This window comes from Mycobacterium shimoidei, from assembly GCF_900417275.1.
Taxonomy (GTDB): Bacteria; Actinomycetota; Actinomycetes; order Mycobacteriales; family Mycobacteriaceae; genus Mycobacterium; species Mycobacterium shimoidei.
Map to the genome: position 1 here is coordinate 1,247,422 of NZ_UEGW01000001.1, position 26,193 is coordinate 1,273,614.

12 protein-coding genes are annotated in these 26,193 nt (G+C 66.9%); 4 read left to right on the forward strand and 8 right to left on the reverse strand.

Annotated elements, in window-relative coordinates:
* Nucleotides 1-4 precede the first annotated feature (4 nt).
* Together pks13 and MSP7336_RS06055 are read left to right on the forward strand one after the other, a co-directional pair.
* Complete coding sequence (pks13, locus tag MSP7336_RS06050) at nt 5-5,293, forward strand: polyketide synthase Pks13 (RefSeq protein WP_113963277.1); 5,289 nt, start codon at nt 5-7, stop codon at nt 5,291-5,293.
* Nucleotides 5,290-6,843 carry an acyl-CoA carboxylase subunit beta gene (locus tag MSP7336_RS06055; protein ID WP_069393969.1) on the forward strand — a complete coding sequence of 518 codons (1,554 nt, stop codon included), beginning with the start codon at nt 5,290-5,292 and terminating at the stop codon, nt 6,841-6,843. Before pks13 ends, MSP7336_RS06055 begins: the two co-directional genes overlap by 4 nt.
* Before the next feature lie 553 nt (nt 6,844-7,396).
* Here MSP7336_RS06055 and MSP7336_RS23705 read toward each other — a convergent pair.
* Both MSP7336_RS23705 and MSP7336_RS23710 read right to left on the reverse strand, forming a co-directional pair.
* A complete protein-coding gene (locus MSP7336_RS23705; protein WP_181786587.1) occupies nt 7,397-8,065 on the reverse strand; it encodes a hypothetical protein in 669 nt (222 codons plus the stop codon).
* A gap of 70 nt (nt 8,066-8,135) precedes the next feature.
* Nucleotides 8,136-8,369, reverse strand: a complete 234-nt coding sequence (locus tag MSP7336_RS23710; RefSeq protein ID WP_181786589.1) for a hypothetical protein — start codon at nt 8,367-8,369, stop codon at nt 8,136-8,138.
* 1,077 nt (nt 8,370-9,446) lie between these two features.
* Here MSP7336_RS23710 and MSP7336_RS06065 point away from each other — a divergent pair.
* Together MSP7336_RS06065 and MSP7336_RS23530 are read left to right on the forward strand one after the other, a co-directional pair.
* The gene (locus tag MSP7336_RS06065; protein ID WP_084226244.1) at nt 9,447-11,735 is read left to right on the forward strand and encodes an outer membrane protein assembly factor BamB family protein; all 2,289 of its coding nucleotides are present in this window, start codon (nt 9,447-9,449) and stop codon (nt 11,733-11,735) included.
* A 75-nt stretch (nt 11,736-11,810) separates the two neighbouring features.
* The gene (locus tag MSP7336_RS23530) at nt 11,811-12,266 is read left to right on the forward strand and encodes a hypothetical protein (protein WP_139819727.1); all 456 of its coding nucleotides are present in this window, start codon (nt 11,811-11,813) and stop codon (nt 12,264-12,266) included.
* A gap of 21 nt (nt 12,267-12,287) precedes the next feature.
* Here MSP7336_RS23530 and MSP7336_RS06070 read toward each other — a convergent pair whose 3' ends face one another.
* The 6 genes from MSP7336_RS06070 to dprE1 form a co-directional block, all read right to left on the reverse strand.
* On the reverse strand, nt 12,288-15,455 hold the full coding sequence (locus MSP7336_RS06070) for an arabinosyltransferase domain-containing protein (protein WP_069394283.1): 3,168 nt from the start codon (nt 15,453-15,455) through the stop codon (nt 12,288-12,290).
* Between the two features lie 110 nt (nt 15,456-15,565).
* The gene (locus tag MSP7336_RS06075; RefSeq protein WP_113963280.1) at nt 15,566-18,835 is read right to left on the reverse strand and encodes an arabinosyltransferase domain-containing protein; all 3,270 of its coding nucleotides are present in this window, start codon (nt 18,833-18,835) and stop codon (nt 15,566-15,568) included.
* A gap of 69 nt (nt 18,836-18,904) precedes the next feature.
* On the reverse strand, nt 18,905-22,138 hold the full coding sequence (locus MSP7336_RS06080; RefSeq protein WP_113963281.1) for an arabinosyltransferase domain-containing protein: 3,234 nt from the start codon (nt 22,136-22,138) through the stop codon (nt 18,905-18,907).
* The gene (locus MSP7336_RS06085) at nt 22,138-24,036 is read right to left on the reverse strand and encodes a galactan 5-O-arabinofuranosyltransferase (protein WP_113963282.1); all 1,899 of its coding nucleotides are present in this window, start codon (nt 24,034-24,036) and stop codon (nt 22,138-22,140) included. Before MSP7336_RS06085 ends, MSP7336_RS06080 begins: the two co-directional genes overlap by 1 nt.
* 2 nt (nt 24,037-24,038) lie before the next feature.
* Nucleotides 24,039-24,803 (reverse strand): decaprenylphospho-beta-D-erythro-pentofuranosid-2-ulose 2-reductase, encoded by a 765-nt coding sequence (gene dprE2, locus MSP7336_RS06090; protein ID WP_113963283.1) that lies wholly within the window; start codon nt 24,801-24,803, stop codon nt 24,039-24,041.
* Complete coding sequence (gene dprE1, locus MSP7336_RS06095; RefSeq protein WP_069393964.1) at nt 24,804-26,174, reverse strand: decaprenylphosphoryl-beta-D-ribose oxidase; 1,371 nt, start codon at nt 26,172-26,174, stop codon at nt 24,804-24,806.
* Nucleotides 26,175-26,193 lie beyond the last annotated feature (19 nt).

Consider the following 26,193-nt stretch of genomic DNA (forward strand, 5'->3'; position numbering starts at 1 on the left):
GACTATGACTGATACAGAAGCTCCTGCCGACGCCCCTGCCAAGTCGGCTCGTACCGACATGACTGTCGCCGAAGTGCGCCAGTGGATGCGCGAGTGGATCGCCAAAGCCACTGGGCAGTCGCCGGACGCGATCGACGAGGCCACCCCGATGGTGGAACTGGGTCTGTCGTCGCGCGACGCGGTGGCGATGGCCGCCGACATCGAGGACCGCACCGGCGTCACGGTGTCGATCGCGGCCGCCTTCGAGCATCCGACCATCGAGACGCTGTCCACCTGGATCGTCGAGGGCGACCCCGAAGTCGCCGGCGACGAGGCCGACGACATCGACTGGACGCGAAGCGGTCCGGTGGACCGCGTCGACATCGCGGTGGTGGGCGTGTCCACCCGGTTGCCCGGCGACATGAACACTCCGGAGGAGACCTGGCAGGCGCTGCTGGAAGGCCGCGACGCGATCACCGACCTGCCCGAGGGCCGCTGGTCGGAGTTCATGGCCGAGCCGCGGCTGGCCGAGCGGATCAAAAAGGCCCGCACCCGCGGCGGTTATCTGAAGGACATCAAGGGTTTCGACTCGGAGTTCTTCGCGCTGTCCAAGACCGAAGCCGACAACATCGACCCGCAGCAGCGGATGGCGCTGGAGCTGACCTGGGAGGCGCTCGAGCACGCCCGCATTCCGGCGTCGAGCCTGCGCGGCGGATCCGTCGGCGTGTATATCGGTACCTCGGTCAACGACTACAGCTTCCTGGCGATGTCGGACCCGACCGTCGCGCACCCGTACGCGATCACCGGTACGGCAAGTTCGATTGTCGCCAACCGGGTTTCGTACTTCTATGACTTCCACGGTCCGTCGGTGGCGGTGGACACCGCGTGTTCGAGCTCGCTGGTCGCCACGCACCAGGCCGTGCAGGCGCTGCGCAGCGGTGAATGCGACGTCGCGCTGGCCGGCGGCGTCAACGCGCTGATCACCCCGGCGGTCACCCTCGGTTTCGACGAGATCGGTGAGGTGTTGGCGCCGGACGGCCGGATCAAGTCGTTCTCCGCCGACGCCGACGGCTACACCCGCTCGGAGGGCGGCGCCATGCTGGTGCTCAAGCGGGTCGACGACGCCCGCCGCGACGGCGACCAGATTCTGGCGGTGATCGCCGGCAGCGCGGTCAACCACGACGGCCGGTCCAACGGCCTGATTGCGCCCAACCCCGACGCCCAGGCCGACGTGCTGCGCCGCGCCTACAAGGACGCCGGCATCAACCCGCGCACCGTCGACTACATCGAAGCCCACGGCACCGGAACGGTTCTCGGCGACCCGATCGAGGCCCAGGCGCTGGGCCGGGTGGTCGGCCGCGGCCGGCCGGCCGACAAGCCGGCCCTGCTCGGCGCGATCAAAACCAACGTCGGACACATGGAGTCGGCGGCCGGCGCGGCCAGCCTGGTCAAGACGGTGCTTGCGCTGCAGCACGACAAGCTGCCGCCGTCGATCAACTACGCCGGGCCCAACCCCTACATCGACTTCGACACCGCGCATCTGAAAGTCCTTGACACGGTGGCCGACTGGCCACGCTACGGCGGCTACGCGGTGGCCGGGGTGTCGAGCTTCGGCTTCGGCGGCGCCAACGCGCATGTGGTGTTGCGCGAGGTGCTGCCGCGTGACGTCGTCGAACGCGAGGCCGAGCCGGAGCCGCAAGCTCAGCCTGCCGAAACTCCTGCCGAGCAGCACGACGGGCACGTCCGCTTCGACGAGTACGGCGAGTTCGCCGAATCCGGGGATGACGAGCACGCGCCGGTGGCCGCGGAGCCGGAATACGAACTGCCCGGCATGACCGAGGAAGCCAAGCGGCTCAAAGAGGCCGCGCTGAAAGAGCTTGCCGAGCAAGAGGCTCCGGCCCCATTAGTGCCGCTGGCCGTGTCGGCGTTCTTGACGTCCCGCAAGAAGGCCGCCGCCGCCGAGCTGGCCGATTGGATGGAAAGCCCTGAGGGACAGGCATCGTCGCTGGAGTCGATCGGCCGGGCGCTGTCGCGGCGCAACCACGGCCGCTCGCGTTCGGTGGTGCTGGCCCGTGACCACGAGGAAGCGATCAAGGGCCTGCGCGCCATCGCCGAAGGCAAGCAGAGACCCAACGTGTTCTCCGCCGACGGGCCGGTGGCCAACGGCCCGGTGTGGGTGCTGGCCGGCTTCGGCGCCCAGCACCGCAAGATGGGCAAGAACCTGTATCTGCGCGATCCGATCTTCGCCGAGTGGATCGACAAGATCGACGCGCTGATCCAAGACGAGCGCGGGGTCTCGATTCTCGAGATGATCCTCGACGACTCGGTGGACTACACCGACGACACCGTCGAATACCCCATCGAAGCCGTCCAGCTGGTGATCTTCGCCATCCAGATCGCGCTCGGCGAGCTGCTCAAAGCGCACGGCGCCAAACCCGCTGCGGTGATCGGCCAGTCGCTGGGCGAGCCGGGCGCCGCGTACTTCGCCGGCGGCCTCTCGCTGCGCGACACCGTCCGGATCATCGTCCCGCGCGCCCGGCTGATGGGCGAGGGCGAGGCGATGCTGTTCGGCGAGTACATCCGGCTGATGGCGCTGGTGGAGTACTCCGCCGACGAGATCAAGACGGTCTTCGCCGACTTCCCCGATCTGGAGGTCTGCGTCTACGCCGCGCCGACCCAGACCGTGATCGGCGGGCCGCCCGAACAGGTCGACGCGATCATCGCCCGCTGTGAAGCCGAGGGCCGGTTCGCCCGCAAGTTCCAAACCAAGGGCGCCAGCCACACCGCGCAGATGGATCCGCTGCTGGGCGAGTTCACCGCGGAGCTGCAGGGCATCGAGCCCATGCCGCTGCAGTGCGGCTACTTCTCCACCGTGCACGACGGCAGCTACATCCGGCCGGGCGGTGAGCCGATCCACGACGTGGATTACTGGAAGAAGGGTCTGCGGCACTCGGTCTACTTCACCCAGGGTGTGCGCAACGCCGTCGACGCCGGACACACCACGTTCTTGGAGCTCGCGCCCAACCCGGTGGCGCTGATGCAGGTGGGGTTGACCACCGCTGCCGCGGGATTGCCTGACGCGCAACTGATTGCGACCTTGGCCCGTAAGCAAGACGACGTCGACGCGATGACCACGGCGATGGCCCAGCTGTTCGTCTACGGCCACGACCTCGACATCTGGACACTGTTCAGCCGCGCGAGCGGTCCCGAGGACTACGCCAACATCCCGCCGACCCGGTTCCGCCGCAAGGAGCACTGGCTCGACGCGCACTTCGCCGGCGACGGGTCGGTGATCATGCCCGGCACCCACGTCGCGATGCCCGACGGCCGCCACGTTTGGGAGTACGCGCCGCGTGGTGAAACCGATCTGGCTGCGCTGGTGAAGGCCGCGGCGTCGCAAGTGCTTTCGGATGCGCAGCTGGTCGCTTCGGAGCAGCGGGCGGTGCCCGCCGACGGCGCCCGGCTGGTGACCACGCTGACCCGGCACCCCGGCGGGGCGTCGGTCCAGGTGCACGCCCGCATCGACGAGTCCTTCACGCTGGTCTACGACGCGCTGGTGTCGCGGTCCGGGCAGGCGGCGGTGTTGCCTACGGCCGTCGGCGCCGGTGCGGCCGTCGCCGCGCCCGTCACCGCGGCACCGACGCAGGCCCCGGCCGCCGAGGAAGCCTCCGAAGCCGACGAGCCGGTGCAGGACAGCCTCACTGCCCGCCAGGTAGGCGGATTGCAGCGCTGGTCACCGGATTCCGGCGAGACGGTGCGCGAGCGGCTGGCCACCATCGTGTCGATGGCGATGGGCTACGAGCCCGAAGACCTGCCGTGGGAGGTGCCGCTGATCGAACTCGGGCTGGACTCGATGATGGCAGTGCGGATCAAGAACCGCGTCGAGTACGACTTCGACCTGCCACCAATCCAATTGCAGGCGGTGCGCGACGCCAACCTCTACAACGTCGAGGAACTGATCAAGTACGCGCTCGAGCATCGCGACGAGGTGCAGGCTCTGCACGAGCACCAGAAGACTAAGACCGCCGAGGAGATCGCCAAGGAGCAGGCGGCGCTGTTGTCCGGCGCTACGCCGGCCAGCGTGGCCGCGCCCGCGCCTGACCCGCAAGCACCACCGGCCTCCGACGTGCCGATCCCGCCGCCGCCGACCAACCCGGAAGGCCCGGCGGCGCAACCGAATCTGGCAGCGGCCGCTCAGGCGCTCAACCAGCAGGCCATCACCGAGGCGTTGGGTGCCGACGTACCGCCACGTGATGCCGCCGAGCGAGTCACGTTCGCCACCTGGGCGATCGTCACCGGCAAGTCCCCGGGTGGCATCTTCAACCCGCTGCCCAAGCTCGACGACGCCGCCGCGGAGAAGATGGCGCAGCGGCTTTCCGAACGCGCCGGTGGCACCATCACCGCCGACGACGTCAAGGCCGCCGACACCATCGAGACGTTGGCGAGCACCGTGCGTGAGTATCTTGAGGCCGGGCAGGTCGACGGGTTCGTGCGCACCCTGCGGGCCAGACCGGAAGGTTCCACCAAGCCACCGGTGTTCGTCTTCCACCCCGCCGGCGGCTCGACGGTGGTGTACGAGCCGCTGCTCAACCGGTTGCCGGCGGACACTCCGATGTACGGCTTCGAGCGCGTCGAGGGCACCATCGAAGAGCGGGCCCGCCAATACCTGCCCAAACTGCGTGAGATGCAGGGCGACGGGCCGTTCATCCTGGTCGGCTGGTCGCTGGGCGGGGTGTTGGCCTACGCCTGCGCGATCGGGCTCAAACAAGAGGGCTGCGACGTGCCGTTCGTCGGGCTGATCGACACCGTGCGCGCAGGTGAGGAGATCCCGCAGACCAAGGAGGAGATCCGCAAGCGCTGGGAGCGCTACGCCCGCTTCGCCGAGCGGACCTTTAACGTCGAGATCCCCGAAATCCCTTACGAGCAGCTGGAACAACTCGACGACGAGGGTCAGGTGCGGTTGGTGCTGGAGGCCGTCAAGCAAAGCGGCGTGCAGATCCCCGGCGGGATCATCGAACACCAGCGCACGTCGTATCTGGACAACCGGGCCATCGACACCGCCCAAATCCAGCCCTACGACGGCCATGTCACCCTCTACATGGCCGACCGCTACCACGACGACGCGATCATGTTCGAACCGCGCTACGCCACCCGCAAACCCGACGGCGGCTGGGGCGAGTACGTGTCGGACTTGGAGATCGTGCCGATCGGCGGCGAGCACATCCAGGCCATCGACGAGCCGATCATCGCCAAGGTCGGCGCTCATATGACGCAGGCGCTCAACAAGATCCAAGGCGAGAGCGAGAGTAAGTGACCACCAAGACCACCGCGGAGCTGCTGGCCGAACTGCACGAAAAGCTGGAACTGGCCAAAGAACCCGGTGATCCCAAGGCCATCGCTCGGCGGGACAAGAAGGGCATCCCGAGCGCCCGCGCCCGCATCCATGCGCTGGTCGACCCGGGCAGCTTCCTGGAGATCGGCGCGCTGTGCAAGACACCCGGTGACCCCAACGCGCTCTACGGCGACGGGGTCGTCACCGGGCACGCCCGCATCAACGGCCGGCCGGTGGCGGTGTTCAGCCACGACCAGACCGTGTTTCAGGGTTCCGTCGGCGAGATGTTCGGCCGCAAGGTCGCCAAGCTGATGGAATGGTGCGCGATGGTCGGCTGCCCGATCATCGGCATCAACGACTCCGCTGGCGCCCGAATCCAGGACGCGGTCACCTCGCTGGCCTGGTACGCCGAGCTGGGCCGCCGCCACGAGCTGCTGCGCGGCCTGGTGCCGGAGATCTCGATCATTTTGGGCAAATGCGCCGGGGGAGCGGTGTATTCGCCGATCCAGACCGACCTGGTGGTGGCGGTGCGCGGGCAGGGCTACATGTTCGTCACCGGGCCCGACGTCATCAAGGACGTCACCGGCGAGGACGTCACCCTCGACGAGCTCGGCGGCGCCGACGCGCAGGCCCGCTACGGCAACATCGATCAGGTCGTCGAGGACGAGGCCGCGGCGTTCCAGTATGTTCGCGACTATCTGAGCTTCCTGCCGGCCAACACTTTCGACGACCCGCCGATCGTCAACCCCGGTCTGGAACCGGAAATCACGCCGAGCGATCTGGAGCTCGACTCGATCGTGCCGGACAACGACAACACCGCCTACGACATGCACGAGATTCTGCTGCGGATCTTCGACGACGGCGATGTCTTCGACGTCGCCGCGCAGCGCGGCCAGGCGATCATCACCGCGTTCGCGAGGGTCGACGGCCATCCGGTCGGCGTGATCGCCAACCAGCCGATGCACTTGTCCGGCTCGATCGACAACGAGGCGTCCGACAAGGCCGCCGGATTCATCCGGTTCTGCGACTCCTACAACCTGCCACTGGTTTTCGTGGTCGACACCCCGGGCTTCCTGCCCGGCGTCGAGCAGGAAAAGGGCGGCATCATCAAACGCGGTGGCCGGTTCCTCAACGCCGTCGTGGAAGCCGACGTGCCGAAGGTGACGATCACCATCCGCAAGTCTTACGGCGGCGCGTACGCGGTGATGGGCTCCAAGCAGCTGTCCGCCGACCTGAACTTCGCCTGGCCGACCGCGCGCATCGCGGTGATCGGCGCCGACGGGGCCGCGCAGCTGCTGATGAAACGTTTCCCCGACCCGAATGCGCCCGAGGCACAGGAGGTCAAGCGGCAATTCATCGAGGGCTACAACCTGAATATGGCGATCCCGTGGATTGCCGCCGAGCGTGGCTACATCGACGGGGTGATCCAGCCGCACGAAACTCGTCTGCTGCTACGCAAGTCGTTGAAGCTGTTGCGCGACAAGCAAAAACTCGACCGAGTCCAGCGCAAGCACGGCCTCACCCCGATCTAGTTTTCTCTCTTTTTGGCGCGAGCGGGCGCCCTCGTTGTCGGCGAGCGGGCGTGTTTGTACGCGACACGCCGGGTAACTGCGTACAACTGCGCCCGCTCGCGGGAAGGGGAGGGGCACGCCGTCTGTCATGCATCCGTGCCGTGGGCTACTTTGTTGACTACTTCGACATATCGTTTGAAACGGACATCCTCAGGGACACTGGCCAGGGTTCGCGCGATGTCGGCGAACTCGGCAAAACTGTCCGCCCATGCGCCCAAATTCTTTTTGAGGTCGGCGGATGACACCAAACCCCCGTGACGGCTTTTGTCGCCGAGAGCGGTCTAACCTTCGGGATCCTCGGGCCGGCCCCCCTGCATAGCCGCGGCATTGTCGGACTGGCCCACCGACTGCCATTCGCGGGCTACATCAGCGACGACTTGACAGCCCGACGCCGAATGGGCCGTCGATTCATTCTGTCGTGAAATCAATAGCGCGGCAACCACACCCGATGCGACGGTGGAGCTGATCTGGACGGTCGGCCGTGGCTACTTCGTCTGCTTATCGCCAGGGGCGGTCAGTCTGACGGATTGTTCTGAAACCCGCCGGTCAGCGCCGGGTCACATCGTTTGAGTGCGTCGAGCGCGCGGGTTGCGAACGACTTGTATGCGCCGTAGCCGTCTATTCGCTTGGTAAAGGGCACGGGTATGAAGTATGAACGAGATTGTCGCCAAGTCCATTTGACGAGGTGAGTCGAGACTGACGTGGATCCGGCGCCGTCTGGATGCAGCGTGACGCGAAACGACAGCGGATTCGGGAGCGTGTAAGCGGTGAAGTGCAATTGCCCGGGCTGGGAACCGGTGAGTTGGACGTTGGACGCCGCGCTTTGTTCGGTGCTGGCAAGGTCGGTGATGATCTGGGCAGCCTCGGCGGCTGGGATTCGGGTCTGTAGTCGTAGGCCCGCGCTCTCGTGGTAGCCGTGTCGGAGGAATATCGCCCAGCAGGCGGCGATCATCAACAGCCCGAAAACCTTTGCTTGCTGGCCACCAGCGACGACTATGAGCGAACCGACTAAAATGCCGATCCCGCCGGCAAGTGTCTTGACATTGTGAGGATTTAAAAGTAATTGGCCATAGGTTTTGCTGCCGGTGTTGTTTCCGGGCCATGGCACACGTGAGCTGCCGTCGCTTGCTGCGGAGTACATTCCTTGCATTGCGTCGCGTTCATCGTTGCGGCCGGGGCCCATAGGTTGCGGTCTGTCAGCCGTGACCCCTTGTCTGCCAATATTCGTTAGTTCCCCACGAGGCGTCGGCGAATCATCGATCCAGAACTGCCACCCCGGCGGTGCGGGCGGCCAGGATGGGTCGGGTTTCCAGCTTGGGTCCGGTGACCAGCCTGGTGGAGGAGGTGGCCAATTCGGTGGTGGATTGAATCGAGCTGTCACCGGAGCGCTTCTGTTGAAAGGGTCGTTCGTCGGAGGTGATACGTTGGGGGAGCTGCGCGGGGTCGGTCGTGGTTGTCGCATTAGTTGTTGCACCGATGGCGGCCAAGAGGTCTGCTTCTCCGCCAGAATCCTCGCTGCGAAAAGTAGGGCAGCTCCGATTGCGAAGTACACTGCAGCCCTAGCTAGTTGGGATCCGAAAGTACTGGTGGTGGATGTTTGTCCCGTGTCGATGTCGATCGACATCGTCTCCTGCCATCCCTCGACCTTCAGAATCCAGAGACCGGGGATGAAAACGAGCATGCCGAGGATCGCTGCTGCAGTTGCCGGCGTCAGCTCAAATTTCTGTCCAGCTGGACGATTACGAGTCATTGTTCGCCTGAATAGTTTGTAGACGAGGTAGGCCACCAACGCCCATATTCCGATACCGATCAAAACGCCCATTACCGCTCCCGTCTTTGGTGCGCCGAGCTTCTACGCGTCAATGACTCTGCCTAGCAGGTGAATTCAGCTCACGTATCGCAGCCGATGCCGTAATCGCAAAAGGTAAGGTCGGCGAGGATGCTGCGCCAAGTTCAACTGACGTATCGGCGGACGCCGTTGCGCTCGAGCCACCGATAGCACTAGCCAGTGTCGCTACGCGCGTCAAGAATGGCAACAGGTACGGACCGGCTCGCCTCACCTGCAAAATGTAATCACGTTGCCCGGCTGATCGAGCGCCAATTCGATGGCAGTCATCCGAACGGATGACGCGATCGCCGCTGGTCGCAACTGAGCGAAGAATGAGAACCCTGAGAGAGCTGCGGCAATCGTCGCGCGCGGGCGCCCTCGTTGTCGGCGAGCGGGCGTGTTTGTACGCGACACGCCGGGTAACTGCGTACAACTGCGCCCGCTCGCGGCAAACCCAGCCGCAGCCCACACAAATGCCCCGACGTAATCACAGACTCATCTCCAAGTAGGTGGGTGTCGGCCGAACGAACGATGGTAGTTCGTAATCGCCTTTGATTGGATACCAGCCATGCCCAGTACTGGCGGTTCCGGCTGGCCCGATCAGCGGCCGGACGACCGTCGTGCGACCGAACCAGGATGGTTCCAATCGTCTGGTTCGGCGCATGCGCATCCTGCGCCTGGAAGCGGTTGGGCGCCACGAACGCCCGGTCGCCCGCAGGGGGCGCATGGTCCCATTGTGGTAATCGGCGTGGTGGCCGCGGTGATCACACTGGTGGCGGCAGGTGTCGTTGTCTGGCGGTGGTCGCACAGCGGATCGGACGGTGGGGCTGGGCCGGTGCCTGGTCAGTTGACCAGGGAATTCCCCACGGCACCGTCGGTGGCGTGGAAAGTGACCGCCGATCAATTGGGTGCCAGTGCGTTCACGTTGAGCTCTGCAGTCGGAGACGGCATGATCGCCTTCCCACCTGCCTTGGTGGACGACGGTGGCATCGCAATCTCACTACCCGGCTCCGATTACGACAGCCAGCGCAAACACGTCCTGGCTGGTGTGAATATGGCCACCGGACAACCATGGACCACACAGGTCGAGGCGAGGTGTCCGGCCCAGATTGCCGGGCACCTGATCGCATGTTCCAAGTCGACGGATGATCAGGAGCGGTTTGGCTTCATCGACGTACGAAATGGCACCGAGACAAACACTTTGGTTGTCCCGAAGGGCATCCACGGGGAAGCGGCTTTCGACGGCCGGGCTGTCTACCTAGTCGGCAGCGACGCTAATGGATCCGCGATGCGCGTGACAAAGCTCGAGGGTGTCGGCCATCAGGTCTGGTCCGTGGCCCCGGATGTACCGATCTCGTCGGGGCCGGGCTTCGTTTGGATCAGGGTGGGCCGCGGCCTGGTCGGTGCGTCGAGGAACGGCACCCAAGTAGTACTGTCTGCTGACGACGGGCATCTGCTATCCAAGAACGTCGGCGCCGGTGAGGTGCTTGCCGATGGCAGTCTGGTCGGCTCCGTAGATTCGAATAGTCAGCGTACGACGAGCGGTTACGAGGTTGTGCACCCGAACGGGACGACCACCGAATTGCCCGCCCTTGAGAATCCTCTGAACGGCTCCGATGGACCGACGCAGCAACAGCCAGCGATCACCTCGCGCGACCTGGCGGGGATGGTCGTGGTCGGCGGTCGCCTGTACCGCCCGGGTGCGAGCACATCGACTTGGTCCGCTGCGACGTGGATCAGTCGCGTCGTTGTGGTGACCGATCGCATCACCGTCGGCGTGACAGATAAGGGTGCGCTACAAGGCTATGACACCCGCACTGGCCAGACGGTGTGGACTGGACCGAATGGCACGGTCGCGCCGTGGAGTTCACGGTTCGCCGATGCCGTGATCAGCGACGGTATCCGCGTCATCGCGCTCGCCGACGACGGCACCATCACCGCCACCAATGCCGCTACAGGGAACCCCGAATGGAAAATGCAGGGGCCCATCCCGACGGCTGGAGCGAGCTACTACCCGAAAAATACAGAGCGTACGGCCGCCTATCTCTACGCGGCGGGCGACAAGTTCGTCGTGGTCACCGGCGATTCCATCACGGCATACGGCGCGACCGGCGGCGCGGCTCAGGAACCCGGATCCAGCGCGGGTCACACCGCCGGGCCCGCAGAGCAGAACGGCGGTGGCTACTACACTCGCTGCGGCAGCGCACCCATCTTCACCCCGCAGACGTTCCGCACTGCCAGCGGTGGGCTCGTGGTCACCCTGAAGGTGACGGCAACATGCCCAGGCGGCGACGTCCTCGGCGCCGCCGGCACCTCCATCACAATTCACGACGACAGTGGCGTGATCGCTTCCGGCACATTTGATTTCAGCTCGAATCCGATAGGCATTGCCCCAGCGTCTGGTTCCGGCGGTGGCGGCACCACCGTCGAGCTGACATTCCCGCAGGGCGCGTTCTGGCGACTTCCAGACACCCTCGGGACCGATTCGGCCGGTGTCGATTCCTCGGCAGGCGCTGCGGCGAAGCCCGGGATCCTGGTCGAGTGCGAACGACCGAGCGGCGGCGCGCAGCAAGCGACGAACCCGGGAACGACACCGTCGGCCACGGCAGGCTCGGGGTACACACCGCCCGGGACCGACATCGGTAGCAACTGCTCACAGGCATTGCGCAGTCAGGCCGACAGCGACCGATCGTTCATCATGACCAAGCTCAACGGGCACTGGCTCGCACAGCTCAGCTCCAAGCACGCCGGGCTGGAGGCCGACGGCAAGGTCTGGGACGACTGCGCGATCCTCCACGAATTCCTCGCGCTGCGTCTGCGATTCACCGATGTACGCATGCTCTGGAGCAACGAGTGGTCTGTATTCAGCGAACCAGGGTGGTGGGTCACGGTGGCCGCAGCGACCTTCCCAGGCCCGGACGAGGCGAATGTTTGGTGCCAACAACAGGGTTTCGACAACGAGCACTGTTTCGCCAAGTTGGTCAGCACCTCGGCCGGTCCCGACGGGTCCACGAAATACTGGTAAAACGCCAGCTACGGAATGTAGGGCCAGCCATGCTTAGCTGAGGTCCATCACTTCGATGATGAGGGAGAGCCTCCGATGGATAGCGAAGAAACCACGGGCATCCCCGAACCGCCCGAAGCCCCGACTTCGCCCACCGGAGCCTCGCCTGACCGATCTGTGCTCGATGCGCGGGCGCAACGCGACTACATTGTCGAGCTCAAGCCGTTGAAATCGAAAGCGGCCGAGGCTAAGCGATCAGGTCCAAAGAAAACAACATTGCGCTGGCTTGGCTGGGCCGCCCTGGTGCTGTCAGCCATTACGGCTGTTATCGGCGCGGTTTGGATTTTGAATAACCTTGTCCAGCACGTACACCAGTCGCAAGTAGCGCCGCCGGGGGGTAACCAGCAACTGCCCGCCACAGCTTCAACTAACCAGCAGCCACCGCGCAGTTATCCCGATCCGGGCTGGCGCGAGCCACCCTGGGGGCTGCCGGTGCCACCGGAGCACCCGCCCAAATTCACCGTGTCGCCTGTGCCGGCCCGAGAACCCTGAGACAGCTGTTGCGGCTAAAAGCTAAGGCTTGATCCTTATCTGGCCCGGTGACCACCACCCGGTGCGGGTGGCAGTGCCGAGCTCGAGCTCCGCCGGCTGCGCGTCGACGATCGTGTCGAACTTGCGCAGCGACCCCCAATCGCGGCCCCAGTCCCGCGACAGGTAGGTGGCCATGACGTGCGCGCGCAGCAGCACGTCGGTGATGCCCAGCAGGCCGCCGTTGACGCCGTCCTCCCAGGTGTCGGTGTCCTGCTTCTTGGCGGTGTAGTCGGGAGTGATGCGGAACTTGGGAATCTCGGTGACCCCGTTGGCGTGCAGCATCGGCTGCTGGCACGGGAACGCCAGCCCGACCGCCCAGTCCATCAGCACCGGCTGCGACGAGCCGACATACTCCTGCAGCGACCGCAATTCGGGCACCCGCGGCGGCGTCACCGCAATCCAGTCGTCCGGGGTCAGCGACAGATCCTCGGCCACTACCCGCACGGCCACCGCGTCGGCGGGCATCTCGGAGCGGGCGAACCGCAGGTTGCGCCACGCCTTGGGCTGCTCGCCGTACAAGTCGTAGGGCACCAGCCGGCCGGCCGGGGCCAGGTCGGCGCGCGCGTATTCCAGCTCGACGGTCTGCCCGTCAGTATGTCCGTGCAGCACACTGTTACCGGCGATCTTGCCCGCCGCGGTGACAACCACCAGCGGATGCCCGTCGTCGCGCGGCGGCAGTCGATACCAGGCCGAGGTGAGGCGGCTCTGCTGCTGCGGGCCGCTGGTGTAGCTGCCCGCCACCGGAACCCGCGCCGGGTCAAGGCCGTAGGGCAGCGGCACCGTCGATCCGTTGACGCCCGCGGTCTTGAGCCTGGCCGGCGCGTACCAGTCGTAGTCGACGCCCGGCTGCGGCGGGCTGACCATCCGAATCGCCTCGGCCACAGTGTGTTCCGGCACACCGTCGGGTGTGAAGCCGACCGGGTTGACCCCGCCGAGCGGGCCCAGCGGACCGTAGTCGCCGGGCAGCGCCGCCATGAAACCCTCGTTGGTGTCCGGCTCGACCAGCACGTCGTCGGCCAGCCCGCAGCCGCCGATGAACGCGCGCAGATTGGACCAACCGTTGGAGTAGGTGGGGTATTGACGGACGATGCCGGCCACCATCGACGCGATGAACACAACGACCATGAAACCGGCGGCGATCGGCACCGGTGCGGCGGTCAGCGCGCGGCCCAGCCGGCCTTCTCCGCGGTCGCGGGACGCGAAGTGCAGCCAGATCGCGTACATCGCGGTCAACGCGAACAGCACGAAAAAGATTGTGCTGACTGTGATTCCGTCGATCTTGGGCATCGCGCTGTTGAACGGCACGCCGTAGCTCGACACGTACCACCAGCCGTTGGTGGTGGCGAAGCACAGCGCCAGCAGGAAAAACACCGCGGCGACGAACGCCACCCGGTTGCGCGACCAGCGCAGCACCTTCGGCGAGACCAGCACCGTGGTCAGCGCCGCCATCGCCGCACCCACCGCGGCGAACAGCCCGAAGTGGTGCACCCACTTGGTGGGGGTGAACATCAAGAAGAACATGGTGCCGAAGATGACGCCCATCAGCCGCCACGCCGGCCCGCGGGCCACGCCGGGAACCCGCTTGCGCCGCAACATGATGAACAACGCGGCAGCCAGGCACAGGAAGGTGATCAAGAAGCCGAACCGCCGCGACAGCGACCCGTCGACGGTGGGCAGGATCAGATAGTAGTAACGCAGGTTCTCGGTGTACCAGGCTTGGCTGGGCCCGATCGCAGCGCGAATCCTGGTGGCCTCCAACACTGTTGACAGTGTCTGGTCGGCGAACACCACCGGCAGGATCACGAAGCCGGCGGCCAGCATCGGGGCCACCAGCGGCCAGGTGCCGACAAGACGGTGCCGTCGCACCAGAATCCGCAGGATCGGACGACCACCGGCCACCAACGCGGCCACCGCGATCAGGCCGGTGGGTTGGATGCCGAGCGTGAACGCGGCGGCGACCACCGCCAGCGCCGCGGGCGTCATCCGGCCCGAGTACATCGACCGCTCGATCAACACGTAGGTGATCAGCGATCCCACCGCGATGATGCCCTCGGGACGCAAACCGTTGTTGAACGGCATCCACGCCGCCAGCAGCACCAGGGCGGCCGCCCACATCGCGGCCTTGCTCGACGCCACCGCCGGGCCCAGCCGGGGCAGCACCTCGCGCGACAGCAGCAACCAGCACAGCAGCCCGGCGACCAAGTCCGGCAACCGCATCCAGATGCTTTGGTCGCTGACGTGGGTCATCAGCGCCAGCAGGTTGTAGTACCAGCCGAACGGGTCCTCCGGGCTGCCGAACCAGCGGAAGTAGTTGGACATGTAGCCGGCGTGGTCGGCGACGCGGGCCATCCCGAGGATGTAGCCGTCGTCGGACGAGTTCGCCCCGATCACGTGCCAGAGCAGGAATACGAAGATCACCGTGGCGTCGGCCAGACTGAAGCCGTGCCAGCGGTCCGGGATGAGCCGGCGCATCCGGCGCCCGTCCATCTGGTCCAGCCGCCACAGTGCGATCAGCGCGACAATGGTGGAAATGATCGCCAGCACTATGGCGGCCGACTTCAACACCGTTGGCTGCGTGGTGAATCGGGTGTCGATCGTGGCCGACAGTCGCAGGTCGGGCGGCGCTGGACCGGTCAGGTCGGTGAACACCCCGACGATCTGCGGGCGCAGATTCGGGTCGGAGAAGCCCGCCGGCTGCCCGGGTGCTCCGGGAAGCCCGACGAAGGTGGCGAATGTGCCGGCGTGCGTGGAGGTGATCTCGATCCGTTGACATTGCGGGCCGGCGACCTGGTCTCGCGGCGCGCCGGCGATCACGACGTTGCGGTCGGTGACGTCGACGTGCTGGCGGCTGACGTTGATGAACAGCCCCTGCAGCGCGGCGTCTCGGCCTTGTTTGGGCGCGGTGCCCAGCACCAGCCCGCCCCGCGGCGGCAGCGTCCGCACGACCGAGCAGGGCACACTGACCGTCACCGCCACGGGTGTCTGCGAAATCAGCGGAGCAGTAACGTTTTTGAACTGACCCTGTTGCGGCCAGTTCAGCGTCGCGGTGGTCTGCACGACGGGCAACAGCGGCGTCGCGATCGACAACACGAAGCCGACCAGTCCGGCGATCGTCGCCACCCAGCGAGCCAGCTGCACGTCACGGTTCATGGGCTGCTCGGGTCGCGACCCGCTGCGCCCGGCTTCGCCGCGCTTGCGATCGCTCATGGGCTGCTCGGGTCGCGACCCGCTGCGCCCGGCTTCGCCGCGCTTGCGATCGCTCATGGCAACGCTCGAATCGGTCCTTGGCGACTCCAGCCGTAGACGGTGGTGACGCCCTGATCGACCACGGCGTTCGGCGCCTCATCGGCGGGGACCAGACGGTGGTACTGCTCCACCTGGCCCCAGTCCCGGTACCAGTCGCCGCGCAGGTAGGTCGGGATGGTGGAGGTCCACAGCAGCGCGGTGGTGAACAAAAACGGCCCACCATCCTCGGCCGACTCCCACAGGTTCGACGACGCCGCGGTCTGCTTGTGGTCGGGCTGGATGCGGTACTCCGGAAGCTCGGCAATGCCAAGGTGTTCGGAGAACGGCTGCTGGCACGGGAAGTTCGCGGCGGTCGCGATGTCCAACAGCACCGGGGCCTGCGATCCGATCAGCTCCTGCAGGGTCTGCAGGATCGGCACCCGCGGCGGGGTGAACGCGAACCATTGCTCGGAGCTCAGGTTGGGGTCGTAGGCGACGATGCGCGCCGCGTTGGCCTCCGGCGGGGCCGTGGCCAACGGGAACCGCAGGTTACGCCAAGCCGGTTGCGGCCCAAGGTCGATCGGATATACCTGACCCAAAGGTTGCGTCGAGCCGTCCGGGCGGGTGACGCCCCATTCCAGTTTCAGCTGCTGCCCATAGCTGAAGTCGCCGTCCTCTTTGTAGGACCAGATGGCTCCGGCCGCCGAGACGACGACGAGCGGGCGGTCCGGGGTGCGGGCCGGCAGCTGGTACCACGCCGAGGTGGCGGTGGCGGCCCGGCTGTTCTCGCCGTAGCTGCCCATTACCGGGGTGCGCGCCGGATCCAGACCGAACGGCAGTGCGGCCCGCGAACCGTTGACACCGACGGCGCCGTAACCGCCCGCGGTGCCGGCCGCATCGGTGATCGCGGCGTTGGGCTTGTTCGGTGAGGCATCGGAGTTGACCAGCCCTGGCTTGGACACCACCGGATCCGACGACAGATCCTTGGCGACGCCGTTGGGGCTGAAGCCAACCGGGTTCACTCCGCCCAGCGGCCCTGCCGGCCCGTACTGTTGACCCGGAAGCGGTTGCAGCAGACCGGCATTGGTGTCCGGCTCGGCCAGCACGTCGTCGGCCATCGCGCACGCGGTGTCGCTCAGCCCGGATTTCAGCGCGGCCAGGTTGGCCTTGGCGGTGGTGTACATCGGGTAGCGGACGGCGGCGGCCTTGGCCATCGAGCCCACTTGGGCCAACACCATGATCGTCGCCACCACCAGCAGCGGGGTCGACGCCAGAATGCGGTTGCGACGGGTGGGCGCGATCTCGGTGTGCCCGGCGTAGTCCATCCGGAAGTGCTGCCAGGCGGCCAGCAATCCGGTGACGATCGAGGCCGCCAAGAACATCGACGTCACCGGATGGCTGGCGATGACGGGCTGAATGTCGAACCACGGCACCCCGTAGTTGCCGACGTAGAACCACCCGTTGATCCCCGAGGTCGCCCACGCCAGCAGGAACAGCAGCCCGGTGATGTACAGCGACAGATTGCGGCGACTGTGCAGGCCGATCCGCCCGAACGCGAACCCGGTCACCGCGCCCAGGGCACCGGCCAGGCTGGCGAAGGCGCCGAACTGCACCGCCCATTTCGTCGGCGTGAAGGTCAGCAGTAACAGCCCCGTAGCGGCGGTGCCGATCAGCCGCCACGTCGCCCCGCTGGCCAATCCCGCCACCCGGCCGCGCCGCAGCAGCACGACCAGTGCACCGAACAGGCAGAAGAACAGCACCAGCCACGCGAACCGCCGCGCCATCGAGCCGTCGACGTTGCTCTCGACGGTGACGAAGTAGTAGCGCAGCCACTCCTGATACCAGGCGATCGTCGGCCCGACCTTGTACTTGATGCGCGCCGACTCGCCGACCGTGGCCAGCGTCTGCGCCCGGAACACCACGATCGTGATCACCGACAGCGACGCCGCGAGCACCGCGAGCGGCGCCAACAGGCCATCGGATGCGCGGCGCCGGTCGATCATCCGGGCGATCGCGCGCGCCCCGGTCAGCAGCGCGCCCACCGCGATCAGCCCCTGCGGCGCCAGCGTCGCGGTCAGCATCGCGACGATGATCGCCACCGCCGCCGGCACCAGCCGCCGGGTGGCGATCGCGCTTTCCACCAGCGCCCAGGTGAGGATCACGCCCAGCGCGATCAGCGGCTCGGGCCGTAGCCCGTTGTTGAACGGCAGCCAGGCGGCCAGAAACACCGCGCCCGCCGTCCACACCGCCACCCGGTTGCCGGCCAGGCCGCCCTTGCCCGGGCCCAGCCGCCGCAGCACGTAGCGGCTGATGATCAGCCAGGCCGCGATCCCGGCCAGTGTGGCCGGCAGCCGCATCCAGACGCCGGCGGTGCTCATCGACGTCAGGTGCGCCAGCAGCCCCAGATACCAGTCGAACGGCGCCTCGGTGGTGCCGAAATACCGGTAGTAGTTGGCCAGGTAGCCGGCCTGGTGGGACACCCGCGCGATGGTCAGGTTGTAGCCGTCGTCCGAGGAGGTGGCGCCAATGACGTGCCAGACCAGCAGCGTCCCGATCACCCCGGCGTCGGCGAGCCAGGTCGCGACCCCGGCCTGCCACAGATGCCGCCAGCCGCGCGGCGCCCGCCGACCGGATTGGCGGTCCAAAATCCCCAACGCGACGATCGCGGTCAGCACCGACAGCGCGCCGAGCACCATCGCGGCCCGCTTAAGCATGGTGGGCGCGAGGATGAATCGGGTGTCGACGTCGACGCGGGCCGACAGCCCCGGCTGCGGGGGCACCTTGAGGTCGGTGAAGACGCCGCCGACCTGCGGCTTCTTCTCCGGCGCGAGAGTGCCGGCCGCGCCGGGGATCCCGACGAAATCCGCGCCCGCGCCGCCGACGTCGGCCCAGAGGTGCAGCACGCTGCAGGCGCCGGCGCCGATCGCCGACCGCGGTGCGACGGCGGCCACCGTGTCACGGAACGCGACCACGACGGTGTCTTTGTTGGCGCGGACGAACAGCCCGTTCTTACCGGCCTCGAATCCGCCGACCGGCAGCGTCGAGAGCACCAGGCCACCGTCCGGGGGCAGGGTGGCGATCGCTGAGCAGGGCACCGAAATGTCCAGTGCCCGCGGCGCGCCCGAGACCAGCGGCGCGGTGATGTCGGTGACATGCCCATCGGCGGTGCCTTGCGGCCACAGGATCGTCGCGGTGGTCTGCTTCACCGGAAGCAGCGGAACCAGCCCGCACAGCAGCACGCCGGCGATTCCGGCCACGACGGCGACGACGCGCGCGATGCGCTGCTGTTTACCGTCGTGGGGCACGAGGGTCGATCGTATGCGACGCATAGGCGGGTTCCGACGATGCCGCCCGCGCGGCGGCACACCGTGCGCTCACCAGTGGCGCAGCGGCGCCGGACTCCACCAGCCGCTGCGCGTCGCCGAACCCAGATCGAGCCGTGCCGGCGTCGCATCGGGGTAGTACGGCGTCAACCGCTGCAGCGCCCCCCAATCGCGGAACCAGTCGTCCTTGAGATAGGTCGGCACCGTCGTCGCACGGTCCAGCAACTCGGTGAGCCCCAGCGGGCCGCCGCCGTTCTTGTCCATCACCGGCGAGTTGGCCTCGGCGCCGAACCGGTCGGGCAGGATCCGCCACTTGGGCGCCTCGATGACACCGTTTTGGTGGCCGAACGGCCGCTGACACGGGAAGGCCAGGCCGACAAGCCAATCCAGCAGCACCGGATCGGCCGAGCCGACGACCTCTTGCAGCGTGCGCAGCCGCGGGATCCGCGGCGGGGTCACCGCGATCCAGTGCTGCGGCGCCAGGTCGTCGTCGGTGACGACCACCCGCACCTGGGTGGCGCTGCGGGGGATGGCATCCAGCGGCGCCCGCAGGTTACGCCACGCCGGGGCAGCCCCGACGTCACCGAACTCGATTGAGCCGCCGGGCTTTCCTTCCGCGGCGCCCTTGTCGTCGGCCCACTGCACCTGCACTTCGTCGGCGTCGAACCGGCCGGCCGCCGACACCACCAGCAGCGGCCCGGCCTCGTCGCGGGGCGGCAGCCGGTACCAGGCCGAGCGCAACGACGCCGGCGCCTGCACGCCCGGGCGCCAGCTGCCCAGCACCGGGGTGCGGGCCGGGTCGAGGTTGTAGGGCAGCCGCGCCTTGGACCCGTTGATGCCGGGCGCCGCGGTGGTCCCGCCCTCGGTGCCTGCCTCGCTGCTGGTGACCAGCCCGTCGTCGTTGAGGAAGCTGCGATCACCCGGGCGTTCCATCACCGGGTCGGCCGACACGTCAGCCGGAATGCCGTTGGGCTCAAAGCCTTCAGTCAAGCCCGCGCCCAGCGCGTCTTTCACCGACGAGCCGACTGGCGTCAGCATGCCGGCATTGGGGTCTTGCTCTACCAGCACGTCGTCGGCCATTCCGCAGGTCTTACCTGTTAGCGCTTCCAGGTTGGAGCGGCCCACCGACCACGCCGGATACTGGTCGGTCATCCCCAGGGTCAGCGACAGCACCTCGAAGAACACCATGAACCACGCGGCAATCCCCAACGGCGACTGCATGATTCGAGGCAGCCGGCTCGGCGAATCGGAGCTGTTGTTCACGAAGTGGAACCACGCCGCCGCCAGCAGGACCAGCATCGTCAGCCCGAGCAGCATCGTGGTGAAGCCGAAATGCCACTCTGGGAACGCATTTGACCACGGCACGCCGAAGTTCGATACGTACCACCAGCCGTTGACGCTGGCGAACGACAACGCGACGATGAACATCACCAGCGCCGCGAACAGTGTGCGGTTACGTCGTGACCGCATGGCTACGTCGGTGACCGCGACGGCGGCCAGCGCGCCCAAGCATCCGGCCAGCCCGGCGAACACCCCGAAGTGGTGCGTCCACTTGGTCGGGGTGAACATCATCGCGATGAACGAGATCACGGTGATGCCGATGATGCGCCGGCTCGGGCCCGCGGCGGTGCCGGGAATTCGGCCCTTGCGCAACGCCATCGCGACCGAAATCGCCAGCGCCACAACCAACGCCAGCACCGCGAAGCGGCGGGCAACCGACCCGTCCGGGCTGGCTAAGAACAGCCGCTCGTAGCGGATGTGCTCCTCGAACCAGCTCAGGCTGGGCCCGACGGCCCGTTTGAGCATGTTCGCCTGGACCTCACCGGCGAAGGTCTGGTCGCGGAAGATCAGGATGATGGCGACGCTGGCGGCGGCCAGGATCGGCGCGACCAGCGGCAGGACGCCGAACCGCCTGGTGCGCCGGTGCAAGATTGTGCGCAGCGGCCCGATCGCCACCAGCACGGCGCCGATCGACGCGATACCGGTCGGCCCGGAGAACAGCGTCAGCGCACCGATGATGCAGGCCACCGCAAGCGGCAGCAGCCGGCTGGTGGCCACCGCCCGCTCGACCGAACACCAGGTCAGCAGGATGCCCAGCGCGATGATCGGCTCGGGCCGCAAACCGTTGTTGAGCGGCAGCCAGAACGCCAGGAACACCCCGGCCGCCGTCCAGGCCGCGGCGCGGCTGTGCTTGACGGCATGCCCCAGCCGGGGGATGACCTCGCGGCTGATCAGCCACCAGCAGGCCAGCGCCATCAGCAAGGTGGGCAGTCGCATCCAGATGCTGGTGGTGCTGACGTGGGCCCACAGTGCCAGCAGGTCGTAGTACCAGCCGAACGGCGCCTCCGGGGTGCCGAACCAGCGGTAGTAGTTGGCCATGTAGCCGGCGTGCTCGGACACCCGGGCCATGGTCAGGATGTAGCCGTCGTCGGCGGTGTTGGCCCCGACGAAATGCCACCACACCAGCACCGCCGTGACCAACGCGTCCAGCCCGGTGATCGACCACCACCGCGGTGGCAGGAAGCGGCGGTGCCGGGTGCTGTCGGTGGTGTCCAAGACGTGCAGCGCGATCAGGGCGGCGATGGTCAGCGTCACCCCGAGGACCATCGCCGCCAGCTTCAGCCAGGTCGGTGAGCTGCTGTAGCGGGTGTCGATGGTCGCCGAGAAGGTCAGCCCGGGCGGCGCCGGTCCGCTCAGGTCGGTGAACACCCCGATGATTTGCGGGCGGAAGTCATAGCCGCCGCGTTCGCCGCGCAGCGGTTCGCCGGGGTGTTCGGTGTTGGGGCCCTGGGTCAGCCCGACGAACTCGCCGGTGACTTGGTCGGGGTGGGCGGTGAACACCAGCTTGCGGCAACCCGGGCTGAGCACCTGGCTCAGCGGCGCGACGACGACGGGGGTGTTGCGGACGATGACCAGCAGGTCGTTGTTGACCCGCTCGATCAGTAGTCCGCGGTCGACGGCTTTGGGCGCTTGTTTGGGCACCGTGGACAGCAGCACGCTGTTGGTCTTGGTCAGTCCGGCGGCGGCCTGGCACGGGATGCTGATGGACAGATCGGTGGCGACGTAGCCGATCAGCGGCGCCTCGACACTGCTCAGCACGCCGTTCTGTGGCCAGTTCAACTGGGCGGTGGTCTGTTTGACCGGCAGAAACGGGGTGGCGATCGCCAGCAGGGTGCCGAGCAGACCGGCGACGACGGCGACGACGCGGGCGGCCCGGTAGTTTGCTCCCGCGTCAGTCACGGGCCTAGATGGTAACGGCCCGACCTGGGTGGTTGCGGTGGCCATCAGCGCGCGCTCCGCACGGCCAGGACGAACGGCCCGATTTCGCTGACTTGGAAGTGTGGGTCTTTGAACAGGTCGGCGTCGAACTCGACGGTGTAGCGACGGACGTTGGGCTGGTTGGGGTAGACGTCTTCGGCCAGCCGCAGGGTGTAGTTGTCGTTCGCGCCGCGTCGCATCAAGAACACGGTCGGAGCTTGCCACGGCAAGGTGTCCAGCGCGTGTATGAACTCCTCGGCGGTCTTGAGCTTGGACCAGCTTTTGATCGCGGCCGCCCGCTTGTCGAACTGCGCGAGCGGGTTGGCGTAGTGCGACGTCAGCCCCTGGAATCCCCAGTAGGGGTAATACGACAGGAAGCTGTAGTCGGCTGTCAGGACCACGGTTTCATCGCGCGGGCGCCCGGTGGTCTGGGTGATGGTGGCGTCGATGGTGGGGTAGTACTTCTCCGCGCCCGCGGGTCGGCGGTCGCCGCGATGGCCGGAGCCGTCGGTGTCGGTGTAGGCGATGGTGATGTCCGGGCGCAGCACGCCGGGGATGTCCTGGCTGAACCCGATCGCACCTGCCAGCCCGACCGCGACGGCGGCCGGCACCGCGGCGCGTGCGCGTTTCGACAGTGCGGCGGTGAGTTCGATGAAGCCGAACGCGCCGGCGGCGGCCAGCAGCACGGTCAGTGTCGGCTGCAGCCGGAAGGACAGCAGTGTGGTGCGGGCCAGCGTGGTGAGCATCGACAGCAGCGACCACAGGTAGATCGCGACCACGCCGATCGCCAGCGCGCCCGCCCGGGTGCTGGTGCGGGCGCGCATGACCAGCCACACGGTGCCCACCATGCACAGCGCGCCGAGCAGGGTGAACTGCAGCATCGGGAAGGTCAACTCGGCGCCGTCGGCCGGCAGGTAGTGGTAGGCACTGCCGGTGTTGCTGACCGGATCGTGCATCGCCCGCAATAGGAAAGGCAGCCAGGTGATCGCGCCGATCGCCGCGGCGATCACGCCGATGACGGCCAGCCGGATCAGCGGGTCCAGCCGTCGCCGGGTGGCGGCCAGCAGCAGCGCCATCAGGGTAACGGTGAACGCGGTGAAGCCGAACAGCAACGTGTAAAAGGTCGCCGTGACGCCGAGGAAGATGCCCGCACCGACGACGGCCGCCCAGCCTGCGCCCCCGGCCGCGAGTGTGCGCCCAGCCGCACCGTCGACCTCGGGTGTGCGGCTAGCCGCACGTTCGGCGGCGCGCAGGCCCGACCACGCCAGCACCAGCACCGGCGGCAGCAGCACGGTGATCATCGCCGCGTACGGCTCGGGCGAGCTGTAGGCCAGCGTCACCGCGGTGGTGGTGGCGGTCACGATCAGCGCGTATTCGAAACGCACCATCCGCCACCACAACACCAGCGCGACCGCCGCCGCGATTGTGATCGAGGTGATCGCCCACGGCTTGTACATCTCCCAGGCCGGTGTTCCGGTCAGCGCCGCCACCCGCCCACCGATCCAGAACCAGCCCGGCGGGTAGAACGGCGGCAGCCCCAGGTAGGTCATGTCCTGCAACGCGGAGCTGTCGGTGAGACGGGTCAGGTATTCGGTGCGGAACTGCTGGTCGACGGAGATGCCGTGCAGGTAGAGCTTGGTGGCGCCCAACGGCATTCCCAATGTCGCCACCGAGAACGCCGACACGAACACCAGCCCGCCCAGCCTCGCGAGCACTCGATACCCGCGTCGCCCCAGCCAGCCCGCCGCGAACAGCCCTGCGATGCAGCCGACTTGGCCGACCGTGGTCAGCGCATGCAGCTGGTTCGACGAGGGGTAGGCCGGCCAGTTCACCGAAGCGATGGCTCTCAGCGACACCACGGCCACCGCGATGGCTACCGCCGCAGCGATGATCATCTGGCCGATGGTGGCCAGCGCATTCCGCATTATCAGATCGGGAGCTTGCGGAAGATCGGCCGTGGGAGGTGTCGCAACACCATCATCACGTAGCGAAATGTTCCTGGCGCCCAAACCAATTCCTTACCTTTCGCGGACGCGGTGACCGCGAGGTTGGCGACGTATTCTTTGTCGACGGTCAGCGGCGCCTCCTTGATGTGTGCGCTCATCCGGGTTCGCACCTGACCGGGCCGGATGACCAGGACGTGTACGCCGTGCTCCTTCAGCGCCTCTCCGAGCCCCAGATAGAAGCCGTCCAGGCCGGCTTTGGTGGAGCCGTAGACGAAGTTGGACCGCCGGACGCGCTCACCGGCGACGGAGCTCATCGCGATGATCCGGCCGAAGCCCTGGGCGCGCATCTTCTCGGCGAGCAGCACACCCACCGAAACCGCTGCGGTGTAGTTGATCTGGGCGATCTGCACGGCTTTGCGCTGGTTCTGCCACAGCTCTTCGGCATCGCCGAGCAGCCCGAACGCCACGATCGCCACGTCGACGTCGCCACCGGCGAACGCCTGCTCGATCACCTTCGGATGGCTGTCGGTGTCGACGGCGTCGAAGTCGATCAACTCCACCCCTTTGGCGCCGGCGGCTTTCATCTGCGCGACGGCGTCGTCGCGGCCCGGATCGTCGGGCAGGCACGCCAGCACGATCCGCGCGTGCGCGTTCTGTAGGTAGCGATCGCAGATGGCCAGGCCGATTTCGGAGGTACCGCCCAAAAGCAGAATGGTCTGCGGATTGCCTACGGCGTCAAACACCATCTACAACAGCTCCAAACGTCGGGCCATATCGGAGACGAACACACCGCTTGGATCGGCCTTGCGGCGCACGGCAATCCACTCGTCGATCCGTGGGTACATGGCGTGGAACATTTCCGCGGTGGTGCGCGAATCCTTGGCGGTGTAGAGCCGTCCGCCGAATTCCAAGACCCGGCGGTCGAGTTCGTCGAGGAACTCGCCGAGACCTGGTTTGATCGGGAAGTCGACGCACACATTCCAGCCGGGGATCGGGAAGCTCAGCGGTGCTTTGTTCGCCGGTCCGAACAGCTTGAACACGTTGAGAAACGAGTAGTGGCCCGACTTTTGGATGTCGCGGATGATGCTTTTGAATTCGTCGACGGCGTTGGTGGGCACGACGAACTGATACTGGCCAAAGCCCGCCGGTCCGTAGGCGCGGTTCCATTCGCCGAACATGTCCAGCGGGTGATAGAACTGCGTCAAGTTCTGGATCTTGCCGCGGTAGGTCCCGGATTTGCGATACCACAGCTCACCGATCGGGCCGAAGGTGTATTTGTTGGCCAGCCCGTTGGGAAAGATATCGGGCAGCGTAAGCAGTTGCGGCGCATCGAATTTCAACGGATTGCGCTGCAACTTCTTAGGCAGCTGTTCGAGGCGGGCCAGCGAGCCGCGGGAGATCGCGGCGCGCCCCAGCCTGGGTGGCGGGCTGATGGCGTCGAACCAGGCCGACGAGTAGGTGTAGTTGGCCTCGCTGCCGTCGCTGTGAAAGGCGATGGTCTCGTCCAGGCTAGAGGTCACGTCGCCGTCGGCGATGAAGTACGCCGTCTCGGTCGGGGTCATCTCGATGACGGCCCGCAGGATGATCCCGGTCAGCCCGTTGCCGCCGACGGTGGCCCAGAACAGGTCGGCGTCGTCGCCGTCGGGGGTGATGGTGCGGATGGTTCCGTCGGCCATCAACAGGTCCATGGACCGCACGTGTTCGCCGAAGCTGCCCGCGCTGTGGTGGTTCTTGCCGTGGATGTCGCAGGCGATCGCCCCGCCGATGGTGACCTGGCGGGTGCCCGGCAGCACCGGGACCCACAGCCCCAACGGCAGCGCCGCCTTCATCAACTGGTCCAGGCTGACGCCCGCGTCGGCGTCGACCAGGCGGGTGTCGGCGTCCATGGAGTGGATGCGGTTGAGCGTCGTCATGTCGACGACCAGGCCGCCTCCGTTTTGCGCGTTGTCCCCGTAGGAGCGGCCCAGCCCGCGCGCGATGACCCCGCGTGCGCCGGCGTCGGCAGCGCAGGCGATCGCTTTGGCGATCACCTCCGGGTCGCGCGTGCTGAGCACCTGCGCGACCGATGGCGCGGTGCGGCCCCACCCGGTCAGCCGCTTGCTACTCGTGGGAAACATCAGTGAATGAGGGTACCGC